This window comes from Bradyrhizobium sp. USDA 376 (assembly GCF_054063675.1).
The window spans coordinates 1,891,096-1,906,642 of record NZ_JBSSGN010000001.1 but is presented as its reverse complement, the minus strand read 5'-3'; the positions used below and the strand labels follow the sequence as shown (position 1 = coordinate 1,906,642).

8 protein-coding genes are annotated in these 15,547 nt (G+C 64.6%); 6 read left to right on the top strand and 2 right to left on the bottom strand.

Annotated elements, in window-relative coordinates:
- Positions 1 to 3: 3 nt before the first annotated feature.
- From ACVJ19_RS08800 to ACVJ19_RS08780, 5 genes are all read left to right on the top strand, one after another.
- Positions 4 to 1,155: a branched-chain amino acid ABC transporter permease gene (locus tag ACVJ19_RS08800; RefSeq protein ID WP_453949318.1), complete on the top strand. Its 1,152-nt coding sequence runs from the start codon at positions 4 to 6 to the stop codon at positions 1,153 to 1,155.
- Positions 1,152 to 1,910: an ABC transporter ATP-binding protein gene (locus ACVJ19_RS08795; protein WP_018643391.1), complete on the top strand. Its 759-nt coding sequence runs from the start codon at positions 1,152 to 1,154 to the stop codon at positions 1,908 to 1,910. Before ACVJ19_RS08800 ends, ACVJ19_RS08795 begins: the two co-directional genes overlap by 4 nt.
- A 3-nt stretch (positions 1,911 to 1,913) precedes the next feature.
- Positions 1,914 to 2,702, top strand: a complete 789-nt coding sequence (locus ACVJ19_RS08790) for an ABC transporter ATP-binding protein (protein ID WP_453949319.1) — start codon at positions 1,914 to 1,916, stop codon at positions 2,700 to 2,702.
- A gap of 75 nt (positions 2,703 to 2,777) precedes the next feature.
- Positions 2,778 to 4,616, top strand: a complete 1,839-nt coding sequence (locus tag ACVJ19_RS08785) for an AMP-dependent synthetase/ligase (protein WP_453949320.1) — start codon at positions 2,778 to 2,780, stop codon at positions 4,614 to 4,616.
- A 95-nt stretch (positions 4,617 to 4,711) separates the two neighbouring features.
- The gene (locus tag ACVJ19_RS08780) at positions 4,712 to 5,911 is read left to right on the top strand and encodes an ABC transporter substrate-binding protein (protein WP_453949321.1); all 1,200 of its coding nucleotides are present in this window, start codon (positions 4,712 to 4,714) and stop codon (positions 5,909 to 5,911) included.
- A gap of 161 nt (positions 5,912 to 6,072) precedes the next feature.
- Here ACVJ19_RS08780 and ACVJ19_RS08775 read toward each other — a convergent pair whose 3' ends face one another.
- Together ACVJ19_RS08775 and ACVJ19_RS08770 are read right to left on the bottom strand one after the other, a co-directional pair.
- Entirely contained in the window at positions 6,073 to 7,188 is a 1,116-nt protein-coding gene (locus ACVJ19_RS08775) for a lysozyme inhibitor LprI family protein (protein WP_453949322.1), read from the bottom strand.
- Positions 7,189 to 7,297: 109 nt separating this feature from the next.
- A complete protein-coding gene (locus ACVJ19_RS08770) occupies positions 7,298 to 8,029 on the bottom strand; it encodes a transglutaminase-like cysteine peptidase (RefSeq protein ID WP_453949323.1) in 732 nt (243 codons plus the stop codon).
- A 620-nt stretch (positions 8,030 to 8,649) separates the two neighbouring features.
- Between ACVJ19_RS08770 and ACVJ19_RS08765 the strand changes: the two genes are divergently transcribed.
- Positions 8,650 to 15,486, top strand: coding sequence for a FecR domain-containing protein (locus ACVJ19_RS08765; RefSeq protein WP_456739375.1), 6,837 nt, complete (start codon positions 8,650 to 8,652; stop codon positions 15,484 to 15,486).
- Positions 15,487 to 15,547 lie beyond the last annotated feature (61 nt).

Sequence of the window (15,547 nt, the reverse complement as noted above, 5' to 3'; positions counted from 1 at the left end):
ACCATGCGCTTCCTGTTCAAGACCGACTACGAGGACGACATCAAGCTGTTTCCACATTCGGGCTACGTCGTCACCTACGGCATCCTGCTCGCGCTGCTGCTGATCGCGCCCTATGTGCTTTCCAGCTATCTGATGAGCCAGCTCGTCTTCGTCTGCATCTATGCAACCGTCGGCGTGGGGCTTCTGATCCTGACCGGGTTCACCGGCCAGGCCTCGCTCGGCCACGCCGCGTTCCTCGCGATCGGCGCCTACACCGCGGCGTATTTGCAGAAATACAATGTGCCGTTTCCGGTCTACTTCCTCGCCGCGGGAGTCTTGACCGGCATCATCGGCGCGATGGTCGGCTTTCCCGCGCTGCGCCTGACCGGCATCTACCTCGTGATCGCCACCATCTCCTTTGCCCTGATCGTCGAGGAGATCCTGGCGCGCTGGGAGAGTGTCACCCACGGCAACGAGGGCATGCGGGTCAAGACGCTGTCGCTGCTCGGTGTCGCGGTGCCGCGCGACAGTCCGACCTTCTATTATCTCTGCCTTGCCGTTCTGGTCCTGACCATCGTCGGCACGCTCAATCTGCTGCGCTCGCCGACGGGCCGCGCCTTCGTCGCGATCCGCGACTCCGAGACCGCCGCGCGCAGCATGGGCGTCAATGTCGCGCTCTACAAGGTCAAGTCCTTTGCGATCTCGGCCGCGATCACCGGCTTTGCCGGCGTGCTGTTCGCCCACAAGCTCTCCTTCATCTCGCCGGAGATGTTCACGCTCCAGCTCTCGATCGAGTTCATCATCGTGATTCTGATCGGCGGCACCTTCAGCCTGCACGGCGCGGTGCTGGGCGCGATCTTCATCGTGATGATCGATCCGTTCCTCACCTACCTCAAGGACGACATGCCCGGCATCATCGCCGGCATCGCCGCGACATTCGGTGCGAGCTCGGCGACTGCGGGCAATATCGAGTCCAAGGTTGCGGCCTTTGCCTCGCTCAACGGGCTGAAGGGCGCGATCTACGGCATCATCATCGTCTTGTTCGTGCTGTTCGAGCCGCTCGGGCTCTACGGCCGCTGGCTCAAGATCAAGCTCTTCTTCCAGCTGTTCCCGCTCTACAAGCGCGCCACCTTCAAGCGGCAGAAGATCTACGTGAAGTCGGAGCGCAACCGATGAGTTATTTCCGCGCCGAGAACCTGTCGCTGCATTTCGGAGGCCTCAAGGCGGTCGATGCGGTGTCGTTCGCGGTGGAGAAGGGCGAGATCCTCTCGATCATCGGCCCCAACGGCGCCGGCAAGAGCTCGATCTTCAACCTGATCTCGCGCATCTACCGGCCGACCTCGGGCCGCATCTTCTTCGAGGACCAGGACATCACCGAGCAACCGCCCTACGACATCGCCAAGCTCGGCATCGCCCGCACCTTCCAGAATATCGAGCTGTTCGAGAACGCGACCGTGCTGTCGAACCTTTTGGTCGGCCGCCACCGCCATTCGACCACGCAGCTCTGGCAGGAGCTGCTGTTCCTGCCGAGCGTGCGCGCCAGCGAGAAGGTGCACCGCCGCCGGGTCGAGCAGGTCATCGAGCTCCTCGATCTCGAGCCTTATCGCGACAAGCTGATCTCGGGCCTGCCTTACGGCGTGCGCAAGGTGATCGAGCTGGCGCGGGCGCTGTGCTCGGAGCCGAAGCTCATCCTGCTCGACGAGCCGTCCTCCGGCCTCAACGTCGAGGAGACCGACGACATGTCGTTCTGGATCCGCGACATGAAGAGCGAGCTCGGCGTCACCGTGTTGATGGTCGAGCACGACATGTCGCTGGTCAACCGCGTCTCCGATCGCGTCATTGCGCTGAACTACGGAAGGGTGCTCGCCATGGGCTCGCCCGCCGAGGTGCAGCAGCACCCCGACGTCGTTGCCGCGTATCTCGGAGCCTGACGCATGGATGCTGCCGTGACGCCGGATATCATCTTAAAACTCTCCAACGTCGAGAGCTATTACGGGCCGATCATGGCGATCCGCGGCATCTCGCTGGAGGTGCCGCGCGGCCGCATCGTCACGCTGCTCGGGGCCAACGGCGCCGGCAAGACCACGGTGCTGAAGACCATCTCCGGCATCCTCGATCCGCAGAAGGGCGCGATCGAGTTCATGGGCAAGTCGATCCAGCGCATGGAGGCCGACCGGATCGTGCGGCTCGGCCTCAGCCACGTGCCTGAAGGACGTGAGGTGTTCCCGTTCCTCTCCGTGCGTGAGAACCTGATGATGGGCGCCTATCCGCGCAAGGACCGCGACGGCGTCGCCGAGGACATGGAGCGGGTCTACGGCTATTTCCCGCGGCTGAAGGAGCGCATCAACCAGCCGGCCGGCCAGCTCTCCGGCGGCGAGCAGCAGATGCTGGCGATCGGCCGCGCGCTGATGAACCGGCCGACGCTGCTCTTGCTCGACGAGCCCTCGCTCGGCCTGTCGCCGCTGCTGGTGAAGGAGATCTTCACCATCATCCGCCGGGTCAACGAGGAGCAGGGCATGTCGATCCTGCTGGTCGAGCAGAATGCCAGGGTGGCGCTGGAGACGGCGCATTACGGCTATGTGCTCGAGATCGGCCGCATCGTCATGAACGACAGCTGCGACCGCTTGATGCATTCCCAGGACATCCAGGAGTTCTACCTTGGCGCCAAGGAAGCCGGTGCGCGAGGCGAACGGCGCTGGAAAAAGAAAAAGACGTGGCGTTAGATAGGTGACCATCCGCAACAACAGACCGCCGGCATGGCAGGCTGCGGAGGGGAAGGTGACAAGGAGGAGACGCGCATGGCCCGACCGGCGGTGCTGACGGTCGCTGATACGATCGCAAGGAGCTTCTTGCGCGCCGCGGAGACGCGAGGCGACAGGCCGGCGATCCGCGAGAAGAAGTTCGGCATCTGGCAGCCGACCAGCTGGCGCGAATGGCTGGAGATCTCGAAGGAGATCGCTTACGCGCTTCGCGCCATCGGCTTCATGCCCGGCGACGTCGCCTCCATCATCGCCAATGCCGTGCCCGAATGGGTCTACGCCGACATGGGCATCCTGTGTGCCGGCGGCGTCTCCTCGGGAATCTATCCGACCGATTCATCCTCGCAGGTCGAGTATCTCGTCAACGATTCCGCGACCCGGGTGATCTTTGCCGAGGACGAGGAGCAGCTCGACAAGATCCTCACCTGCCGCGCGCGCTGCCCGTCCCTGCAGAAGGTCATCGTGTTCGACATGGAGGGCCTCAGCGGCTTCTCCGACGACATGCTGATGTCGTTTGAGGAGTTCCGCGCACTCGGCCGCAACCACATGGTCGGCCGCGAGGCGCTGTGGCAGGAGATGATCGACAGCCGCAGCGCTGGCGATCTCGCTGTGCTCGTCTACACCTCCGGCACGACAGGCCCGCCCAAGGGCGCGATGCACGCCAACCGCAGCGTGACGCATCAGATGCGGCACGCCAACGACTTCATCCCGGCGCGGGAGGACGAGGACCGGCTGATCTTCCTGCCGCTCTGCCATGTCGCCGAGCGCATCGGCGGCTATTACATCTCGGTCGCGCTCGGCTCGGTGATGAATTTCGCCGAAAGCCCGGAGACCGTGCCGGACAATTTGCGCGAGGTGCAGCCGACCGTCTTCCTCGCGGTGCCACGGGTCTGGGAAAAATTCTATTCCGCCATCACCATCGCGCTGAAGGATGCGACGCCGCTGCAGCAATGGGTCTATCGCCGCGCCATCGACATCGGCTATCGCATGGTCGACTGCCGGCTCGAAGGCAGGGCGCCGCCGCTGTCGCTGCGCATCGCCAACCGGTTTGCCTACCAGTTCGCCTTCCGCAACATCCGCCGCATGATCGGCCTCGACCGCTGCCACATCGCCTTCACCGGCGCGGCGCCGATCGCGCCGGAATTGATCCGCTGGTATCTCGCACTCGGCATCGACATGCACGAGGTCTACGGCCAGACCGAGAATTGCGGCGTCGCCACGATGATGCCGGCGGAGCGGATCAAGCTCGGCTCGGTCGGCACCGCGGTGCCCTGGGGCGAGGTTACGCTGTCGCCCGACGGCGAGATCCTGATCAAGGGCGACTTCCTGTTCATGGGCTATCTGAACCAGCCGGAGAAGACCGCGGAGACCATCGATCCGCGCGGCTGGCTGCACACCGGCGATGTCGGCACCATCGACAACGAGGGTTTCGTCCGCGTCACCGACCGGATGAAGGACATCATCATCACCTCCGGCGGCAAGAACATCACCCCGTCCGAGATCGAGAACCAGCTCAAATTCTCGCCCTATATCTCCGATGCCGTCGTGATCGGCGACAAGCGGCCGTATCTCACCTGCCTCGTCATGATCGACCAGGAGAATGTCGAGAAGTTCGCCCAGGACCACGACATCCCCTTCACCAATTACGCCAGCCTGTGCCGGGCGACGGAGATCCAGGACCTGATCTGGCGCGAGATCGAAGCGGTCAACGCCAATTTCGCCCGCGTCGAGACCATCAAGCGGTTCTATCTGATCGAGCGCCAGCTCACGCCGGAGGACGAGGAGCTGACGCCGACCATGAAGCTGAAGCGCAGCTTCGTGAACAAGCGCTACGCCGCCGAGATCGACGCGATGTATCGCGAGCGCGCGGTGGCGTGACGCGCATGCCCGAAAGAGGGCGTGCGCGGACGAGAAGCGAAGGAGCGATGGCCCCGCCCTTCGTGCAACATGGGCCTTATGGAGAGGAGACGTCGATGTCGAAATCGTTCAGCGCGTTCGGCCTTGCTGTGAGTGCCCTTGCACTCACCTGTCTGCCGGCCGCCGCGCAAACCAAGATCACCAATGAAGGCATCTCGGCATCCGAGATCGTCATCGGCACCCATCAGGACCTGTCGGGTCCGATCAAGGGCTGGGGCGTCCCCGTCTCCAACGGCATGAAGATGGCCGTCGAGGAGGTCAACGCCGCCGGCGGCGTCAACGGCCGCAAGATCCGGTTGGTGGTCGAGGACAGCGGCTACGATCCGAAGAAGGCCGTGCTGGCTTCGCAGAAATTGATCGAGCGCGACAAGATCTTCGCGATGGTGGGGCCGATGGGATCGCCCACCGTGCTCGCCGCGCAGGATATCCTGCTCGATGCCGGCGTGCTGCAGCTCTTTCCGCTGACGGCGGCCGAGTTCACCTTCAAGTTCGATCCGGCCAAGCCGCAGGAGCGGCTGAAGTTCAACAACCTGCTGCCCTATGTCGAGAGCACGCGCGCAGCGCTCAAATACATGATTGAGGCCAAGAATTTCAAGAAGCCGTGCATCATGCATCAGGACGACGAGTACGGAAAAAACGTGCTCGATGGTTTTAACCAGCAGCTCGCCGCCATGAAGATGCAGCCGGCCTCGATCACGAGCTACAAGCGCGGCGCCTCCGACTTCTCGGCGCAGGTCGCCAAGATGAAGTCCGACGGCTGCGACCTCGTCGTGCTCGGCGCGGTCCTCCGTGAGCCTATCGGCACGATGAGTGAAGCGAAGAAGCTCGGATGGGACGTCACCTTCCTCGGCGCCACGCCCGTTAACGTGCTCGAAGTGCCGGCGCTTGGCAAGGAAGTGGTGGAAGGCTTGTATTCCGCTTCGAACTTCGAAATTCCTTATGAAGACACCGCGAAAGGAAAGGTGAAGGACTGGCTCGTCAATTACAAGAAAATGTTCAACGCCGACGCCAACACCCAGGCGATCATCGGCTACAATGCGGTGATGACGTTCGCGCATTATGCCAACAAGGCTGGCAAGGATCTCACTGGCCAGAAGATGATCGACGCGCTGGAGTCCGGCGACAAGTTCCAGGACATCTTCAATTCGCCGCCGACGGTGTTCTCGAAGACCAATCATCTCGCCACCACCATCACCCAGGTGCAGCAGGTCAAGAACGGCCGCTGGGTTCTGGTGAAGGACAATCTGATGTTTTGATCTCTCGCCTCTCCCCGCGTGCGGGGAGAGGCCGAAATTTGCGACAGCAAATTCCGGGTGAGGGGGAGTCTCCGCGAGTCCGTCCTTCACCGTCTTTGCGGAAGCAGCCCCTCACCCCAACCCTCTCCCCGTAAGAACGGGGAGAGGGAGAGTGCGTAGCCCTACGATCCCCCGCCCGCGTTGCCCGAATTGACCGGGGCCAGCTCGTCTTCCCGGCAGCGCCAGCCGTCGGCGGCTTTGACGAAGGCGAAGGTCCGCTGGATCCTCAGCCGGCGCGTGACATTGAAGGCGTCTGCGGAGCGCTCCTTGTTGCCGGCGCCCGGCTGCGGGCGGCCCGTCCCGGCGTCCCAGCAGGTGCCGGTGCAGCCGGAGGCGACCTTGCTGCAGGTGGTGAAAGGGGCCAGCACCACCATCTCGATCTCGCCGGTGACCTGCGCCTCCTTGTCGGTCACCTGGCTGTCGACGGCATAGACGCGGTTGATGCGCAGGAAATTGCCGCAGGAATTGGCCGCATGGATCCGCGCGGCGCAGAAATCGACGGCGTCGGTGTCGGGCGAGTGGGCCGCGATCTGACGGCCGAACACCTTTTTCGGATCGCCCTTGGCCGCGCGGATCTCGTCGGTCTTGCGCGTGAGGTAGTCGGCGAGACAATCCTCCGCAGGCTCGAGCTCTTGCAGCGGCACGTTCTCCTTGCCGACGAGATTGCACTTCCGATCGCGCTCTCGCGTCCACCTTCCGTATTCGGCGAAGGCAAAGCGCGCCGCGGTCGGGTCCAGCTTGCCGATCAGGCCGAGCACCTGGCCATTGAGCTCGGTTTCCGCAAGCGCCAGTGACGGGTCCGCGCAGATCAGCGCGCCCGCCGCCGTATTGGCGGCGAGACAGTCGAAATCGGGATCGCGCAGGATCGCGGCACGCTCCTCTGTCACCTTGAGCAGGCACGCCTTCACGCGGTCGAACTCGTCGGTGCGGATCGCGGTCTGGCCGACGATGCCGCAACTGAGGTTGCGCTGGCGGCCCCAGATCGCATTCTCCTCGATCGCCGGCAGGCGATCGGGCAGGCGGGCGAGCCGCGCTTCGATTGCCGCGTTCAGCTTCGCGGCGGCGGCGGCAAGCTCGGTGTCACCGCAGAACAATTGATTGCCGGGATCGCGGATCTGCTGGCAGTTGTTCTTCGCGAACAGCGGCAGCCTGTCGGCGATGGCGCGGTCGGATTGCGCGGACGCAGGCGCCGCCGCAAACGCCAGCAGCGCAAGCACAGACAGTACGATGAACCGCATTCCAGTCGCCCCCGCAAAGCCCGTGGCCATGCTAGCGTTCCGGATCGCGCGGTGGAATGGGTTTTTGCTGGGTGAGCGGGCGGCCGGCCCATTACCCCATCTACAAGGATCAGCGCGCCTCGGCGGGCGCCATCGACAGCCGCATCGGCTCGTCGACATATTTCATCACGGCCGACTGGTAGAGCACGAACAGCGGCTGGTAGCTGCGCGCAGCGTCGTCCTCGACCATGGCCATGCGGCGGTTGTCGAGCATCAGCCAGTGGCCGTCCAGCTTTGCGGCTACAACCGCGTGCTCTTCGCCGGCCCTGACGTCGCGCACCACGACGAGGCGGAGGTCCTCGGTGGCGACGCCCGCAAGCCGCAGCGCGGCCAGCTTGGCGATGGCATAGTCTTCGCAATCGCCGGCGCCGCGCGCGAAGGTCGCAAGCGGCGAGCTCCAGACGTCGTCGGTGCCGTCATTGGCGGGGTGGATGGCGAGATTGATGGCGCGGTTGGTCTCGCCCAGCCGGGCGCGGCCATCGCGGGCACGGGCCTGGTCGACGATGGCGAGCAGCTTGAGGGCCGCGGGCGACGCGCAATTGTCGCGGTCGCCGTCGCACAGCGCGAGCTGCACCATGTCGTCGTCGAGCCTGGACTTCAGCGCGGACCATTTCTGCTGGAGGCCGCCGGACGAGATGGCGAAGGCGAACACGCCGAACGGCTCGGCGGATTTGCGCACGAGGACACCGGCGCCCGGCGACAGCAGCGTGCCGGCGCGGAGCTCGGCAGCCGATCCGAGCAGGACCAGTCCGCACAGGACAAGGATTGCGCGCCAGGCGCGCGAGCGAGCAGCGGTCTCCATCTGACATCCCCTTCCGGCTTCGCCCTGGTCTTCCTCGACCTCGACGTGCCGGGCTTTGTTGCTTTCGCGGAGATAGTGCGAGACGGGCCGTTTTGTTCTGCTTAACGCGCCCTGCAGAGGTCCCAAAACCGTGGGGCAGGCTGAAACAAGCCCGCCCAAATTGCGTAAAATTTTACGAATCGGCAGCTACGAGATGACCGCCGGCGGCGAAAGCGGGTCAATTGCAAGCGCAGGTTGTGATGGCGCCGATTCTGCGTCCTATAGCTAACGAGCCCGCGATTTCACGGGGTCTGTTAGTTAGGTCACAGATTTAGTTCCGTATTTGCCGCAGGATGCCGCGGGAAACCCCGCAGAAAAGATAACAAAAGTATCTGCTGTCTGATCTATACAGCAGGTTACTTTGGATCCTTGGAAATGTCCGCAAAAAAGCCGAATTCGACCTCAGAATACTATAATTATTACTTCGCTTCCTTGCCGGAAGCGCGATTTCCCGGGCGTCTATAGGGCCAAGTGATGCGAAATCACACAAGCAATAGATGGTTTCGCTAAGGACTCGGTAATGCTAAGCAAGCTTAGGCGGTCGATACTTTCATAATTATTAACCCTTTTACGGTGCCCCGTTGAATTACGCTGGCAAATTTGACGCCGCGATTCCCTTCCACGGCGAAGGTTCCCACTCGTCCGCCTATGGCCATGTCGATTCCTTTACCGCCAAGGCGCACGGTCACGTTCCCGATGGGGCTGTCGTTGTTCCCGACCCGAACCTGATCTTCAACGGCGAGTTCAAGCGCGCAGGTCTCGACCTCGTGCTGTCCCATGACGGGCGCGACTTCGTCGTTCACGATTATTTTAGGGGCGACAAGCGTGGCGCACTCGCCTCGTCCGATGGCGCCCACCTCACCGGTGACGTCGTCAACGCGCTGACGGGCCATGTCCAGGTTGCCCAGGCCGCGCCGGGCATTGCCGCGGCCCAGGTGATCGGCCACGTCACCAAGCTCTCTGGCAGTGCGACCGCAATCCGCAACGGCGTTTCCGTCATCCTCAACAACGGCGACAATGTCGAGAAGGGCGACGTGGTGTCGACCGGCGCGGATTCGACGCTCGGCATCACTTTCATCGACGGCACCGTGTTCGGCCTGTCCTCCAATGCGCGGATGGTGCTGAACGAGATGGTCTACGACCCCAACGGGTCGAATAACTCCTCGCTGCTGAGCCTGGTCGCTGGCACCATCACCTTTGTCGCCGGCGAAACCGCCAAGCACGGCGACATGAAGGTCGACACGCCGGTCGCGACCATGGGCATCCGCGGCACCGCGGTGCTGACCCAGATCAACTTCGTCGTCCCCGCCGGCGGCGGCGACCCGCAGCCACAGGCGAGCTTCCAGGTGCTGGTCGAGCCGAACGGCACCACGGGCTCCTACATCCTGTTCGACAAGGTCACGCTGCTGCCGATCGCGACGGTCAACCAGGCCGGCCAGATGATCCAGATCAGCGGCGGCAACGTCTCGATCAGCAACGCGCTGATGTCGCCGGACGTGCAGAAGCTGATCACGGACGTGTTCACGCTGAAGTTCACCGACAACAACAGCAACACCAAGCTGACCACGAACTTCACCGACACGATCACGCCGACCACCCAGGATCTGGTGCTCAGGTCGGCGTCAGGCGCCGTCGTGATCGCGACCTTCACGAACCTCAATCGGGGAGAATCGGAAGGGCCCGGCAATTCCACGTCGACCGCAACCCGTATTCCCGGCCAGCCGCTGGCGCAGAGCCTCGATCTCAGTGGCAATGTGAAGACGGCGTTCTCGCTGACCGAGCGCGCGGGCACGACCGGCGACACCACGCATTCCGATACGATCTCCGGCCGGATCACCTTCGTCGATCAGAATCTCGGCGACCGGCCGACGGTGAGCATAAGCCTCGCCGAAGCGCCGAACTACGTCTACAAGAACGCCGGCCAGCAGGACGTCACCGGCTCGCTCAGCGCTCTCCAGAAGCAGGACATCGCGGCCACGCTGATCCAGATCAGCGTGGCCCCCGACGGCGGCAACAACAACAACGGCTCGGCGGTCTGGACCTACACGATCCCCGACAACGTGTTCGATTTCCTCGCGGCCGGCGAAACACTCACGCTGACCTACATGGTCCGCGTCGACACCAATTTCCAGGTCAACCCCGAATCCAGGTTCATCCCGATCACGATCACGATCACGGGCACCAACGACAAGCCGGTGATCACCAGCAGCAGCGTTCCGACCATCACCTTCGAAGGCGGCACCAGCGTGCCGGGCGGCCCGCTCATCAGCGACGAGGCGACCTCGGGCACGCTGACTTTCAACGACGTCGATCTGACCGACACGCACACGGTGTCGGTGGCGCTGACGAGCGCGAGCCTGCCTGATGGCAGCACCGTTCCGCCGGGTCCGCTTGCGGCGTTCCAGAGCGCGATGTCGGTTGCGATCGCGTCGGGGGCGGACAGCACCGGCGATGGCACCGGCACCATCAACTGGTCGCTGGCCGACCTTCCGGTCTATCTCGCCGACTTCATTCCGAGGGGCGAGGTGCTGACGCTGGTCTACACCGTGACGGTCATGGACGCGCAAGGCGCGACCGCGCAACAGACCATCACCGTCACGATCACCGGCACCGATGCGCCCGCCGTGGTGTGGATCGCGACCGAGAAGCAAGGCGCTCCCTCGGGCGGCTTCTGGAAAGACGCGGCGAATTGGGCGACCGGCACCGTTCCGACCATCGACGACGACGTCATCGTCATCACCGATCAATTGCACGGTCTGACGCCGTCTTTCCCGGCCACGATCGACGCGCCGGCCTATGCCAAGTCGATCACGATGAACGATTTCGGCGGTCCGCCGCCGCAGCTGATCAACCAGAGCTCGCTGACCGTCGCGGGCTCGCTCGACATGCGCGCGGACTCGATCTTCACCAACGCCGCGACCGGCACGACGTCGATCGGCGGCCTGGCCGAGATCCTGGACACCAGCGTATTCACCAACGCCGGCTACCTGACGCTCAAGGCCGGCGGCGATTTCGCCGCCGGCACCACGATCACCAATTCCGGCACGCTCGAACTGTTCGGCGGCACGCTGAAGACGCTGGCCGAGATCCACAATGCCGGCGGCACGCTGAAGACCGACGCCGGCGCGAAGTTGATCGTCGACGGCACGACGGTCGACGGCGGCACCGTCACCATTCTCGGCACGCTGGAGCTCGACGGCGTCAGCCTGATCGAGAACGGCACGCTGAACAATTCGGGTGCGGTCAATATCAAGGGCACCGCCGAGTTCGCTGGCGAGACCGTGGACAACACGTCGAGCGGTGTGATCGAGGTGCTGGCAAATGGCTGGCTGACGATCCATCAGGGCTCCAGCGTCACCAATGCCGGCCAGATCACCATCGACGCCTCCGGCAGGCTGGTCGTCAACAACTCGATCATCGGCGGAGCCGGTGAGGTGATCGGTACCAGGAATGGCGAGGGCCAGGGTGGCCCCGTCTTCAACGCCGGTCTCCAGGGCGCCGGCACGATCACCAACGATGGTGAGATCGATCTCACCGGTGACGCTGTCCTCAGCGGCGGCATCCTGAACAACAATGCCCTCTTCAACGTCAGCGGTACCGGCAATGCGTTGAGCGAGGAGACCGTCACCAACGCCGGCCTCATCGAAGTGCTGGCTGGCGGCGCGCTGGCGATCGATCTGGGCTCGACGGTCGACAATTCGAGCGGCAACGTCATCATCGACGGCAATGCCGCGCTGACGCTCGACGACGCCACGATCAGCGGCGGCGCGATCAAGGGTGCGGGCACGATCGAGGTCGCCGGCGCCAGCACTATTGACGGCGGGGCGACGCTGAGCATCAGCACGGTCACCGTCGATGCCGAGCTGACGCTCGACGGGGTCACGGTCTCCGGTACCGATATCACCGACAATTCCAGCATCGTCCTCGGCGGCATCGTCAAGCTCCAGGACGGCGCCAGGATCAAAGGCGGCGCGGTCACCAACACCGGCACACTGGAGATCGCGGGCGTCGCGACGCTGCTCAACGACGTCGTGGCCAACACCGGCACGATCGCAGTCGACGACGGCCAGACGCTGACGCTCTCCGGCACCGAGATTTCGGGCGGCGTCATCAACGGCAGCGGCACGATCGACGTCACCGGTGCCAGCAAGATCGATGGCGGCGCCACACTCAGCAATGGCGCCGTCACGGTCGAGAGCGGCATCACGCTGACATTGGGCGATGCGACCGTTGCTGGTGTCGCGATCGCCAATCATGGCGCCGTCAAGGTCGATGCGGGCAAGACGCTGACGCTGTCGGCCGCGGGCCTGACCGGCGGCGCGCTCACTGTCCAGGGCGCGCTGAAATCGACCGGCGCGACCACGATCACCGACGCCTCCATCACCAATAACGGCCTGATCGAGGCGATTGGCGGCGTGCTGACGCTCGCCACCATGACCTCGGCCAGCATCGGCAATGCCGGCACGCTTCGGGCCAATGGCGGCGAACTCGACATCGACCACGAGGCCGTCACCAACAGCGGCACGCTGGCCTCGGTCAACGGCGGCACGCTGAAGCTGATCTCGACGACGGTGACGAACGGGACCGGCGCGGTTTCGGTCGGCTCCGGCTCGGCGCTCGATCTCGTCGGTGCGGTCATCGACGGCGGCACGGTGACGATCGCGGGAACGCTGGAAGCGACCGGCACCAGCGCGATCGACAATGCCGACATCACCAACACCGGCACGATCACCGTCACCGGCGGCACGCTGACGATCGATCCGGCCACCGTCCACGCCATCACCAATACTGGCTTGATCGGGGCGGTGAACGGCGGCACGCTGAAGCTGACGGCAGCCACCATCACCAATACGGGCGGAACGATCTCGGTTGACGGCACGTCGAAGCTCTATCTGACCGGCGTGTCGATCAACGGCGGCAGCCTGAGCAATGCCGGCAATCTCTACAGCGTCTCGGGCTCCAACACGATCACGGCTGGCGTTACCAACACCGGCGGCACCATCGAAGTTCAGGCCGGCACGCTCAACCTCGCCGGCGGCATCACCGGCGTCGGCACGCTGATCATCGACGACGGCGCGACGCTCGAGCTCGGCGGCGCCGACGCGCAGACCGTCACATTCGCCGGCGGCACCGGCTCGCTGCACCTCGACAAGGTTGCTGGCCAGAGCTTCACCGGTACCATCGCGGGCGACGCGGCGGCCGACGGCACATTCACCGTCACCGGCGACGCCGACATCACGGCGTCGGTTGGCAACGCGCTCGACTTCTCGGTGTCGAACGGGGCGAATGCCAGCATCGTGCTCACGCTGACCGGCAAGGCGACCGGCACCGGGGCCGATTCGGTCGGCGTCCTCGTCGAGAATTCGAATGCCGCCAATGGCGGCGACATCTCGATCACCCAGCTCGGCGGCGCCGTCGGCGGCGCTTACGGCATCGATGCCCTCACCCAGGGCAGCGGCGACATCACCATCGACGCCGGTGGCACCATCACCGGCAGCTCGATCTACGGCATCCGGTCGCGCAGCTATGGCACCGGCGACCAGACCGTCACGACCGAGGCCGGCAGCGTGCTCACCTCGGGCAGCTCCGGCATCGTCGTCGTCAACCGTGCGACCTCGATCGGTGCAGCGGCCGGCAGCACCATCACGGTCAACGCCTACGGCACGATCAATTCCGGCAGCAGCCCGAATCTGAGCGGCACGGCGCCGGCCGGCATCCAGGCCGGCTACACCGGCGCCACGAACGGCACCAGCGCCAACACCGCCGTCAACGGCTCGGTTGTCGTCAACAACCATGCCAACATCACCGCCGCCGCGGGCTACGGCATCCATGCCTATAATTACGGGAACGGCGACGTCACGGTGAACGACGCTGCCGGCACCACCGTCATCGGTGCCGAGATGGGCATCCTCGCCCAGACGCTCAGCGGCGGCACCGGCAACATCGCCGTCACGCTCGGCGCCAACGCCGCGGTGACCGGCACGACCAGCTACGGCATTCTCGCCTACAGCATCGACCAGGGCGACATCAGCGTCACCTTGGCGACCGGCGATCACGTCACCTCGGGCAGTTCCGGCATCGTGGCGGTCAATTACGCGGCCGCGATTGCAGCCGCGGTCGGCAGCACGATCTCCGTCGAGGCGCACGGCACGATCCATTCCGGCTCTGCGCTGAACAGCGACCTGACCACGCCGGGCGCGATCATCGCCGGCTACAAGCCGGGCGGCAGCGGGACGTTCTCGGGCGCGGTCAATGGCGACGTCATCGTCACCAGCGATGCGACGATCACCGCGGATGCCGGCTACGGCATCGAGGCGTTCACCTGGGGTGTCGGCGACATCACCGTCACGACCGGCGCGACCTCGCAGATCACAGCCGCAGGTACCGCGATCGGCGCCTTCGATCACGGCGGCGGCGACGTGACCGTCACCAACAATGGCTCCGCCACCGGCGCCGTCGGCCTGTCGGCCTTAGCGGCGGGCGCGGGCGACGTCACCATCGTCAATCACGGCAGCATCACCGGCACGAGCCTCGCCGGCATCAGCGTCACCCAGAACGACGCCGATGCGGCGGGCGATCCGCGTCGCGACCGGCTCGACGCACATTACCAACAGCGGCTCGGTCGTGGGGGCGACCGGCCATGCGGCGATCTTCATCCAGGAGAGCGCCACCGGTTCTGCGACGATCGACAATTCCGGCACGATCGGGCCGGCCGCCGCCTCGAGCGTGACCGCGACGACCTATGCAATCGTCGAGACCGGCGGCGCCGTCACCATCAACAACACCGGCCACATCAACGGCAACATCTCGGTCGCGAGCGCGACCTTCAACAACCTGGCGACTGGCATCTGGACGGTGTCCGGAACAAGCGTCTTCGGCAACGTGTCCTCGATCGTCAACGGCGGCGAGATCGATCTGCTCAACGGCGCCTCGATTTCCGTGACCGGGCCGGGCATCACCAATTCGAACGAGATCGAGAGCTGGGGCACGGCGTCGATCACGGGCACCATCACCAACAACCACTCCATCGAGGTCCACACCGGCACGCTGACGCTGTTCGGCTCGCTGTCCGGCTCCGGCTCGGTCACGATCGACGCCGGCGCGACGCTCGAGATCAAGAACGCGGTGGCCCAGACGGTCACCTTCGCGGGCGCCGGTGCCGAGCTCGAGATCGACACGACAAGCTTCGGCGGCTCGATCGCCGGCTTCGCCGCCAACGAGAAGATCGACCTGTCGACCGTCATCTGGGACAGCGGGACCACGGCCGTCTACAACTCCGCGACCGGCAATCTCGTCGTGAGCGATACATACGGCCACAGCATCTCGCTCACCCTGATCGGCAACTACAGCGACACGCATTTCATCACCAGCAGCGACGGCGCCGGCGGCACCATCGTCGAGATCGCTCCGGTCGATGAATGGACCAATCCTGCCGGCGGCGACTGGAACACGGCGTCGAACTGGAGCCTGGGCGTGCCA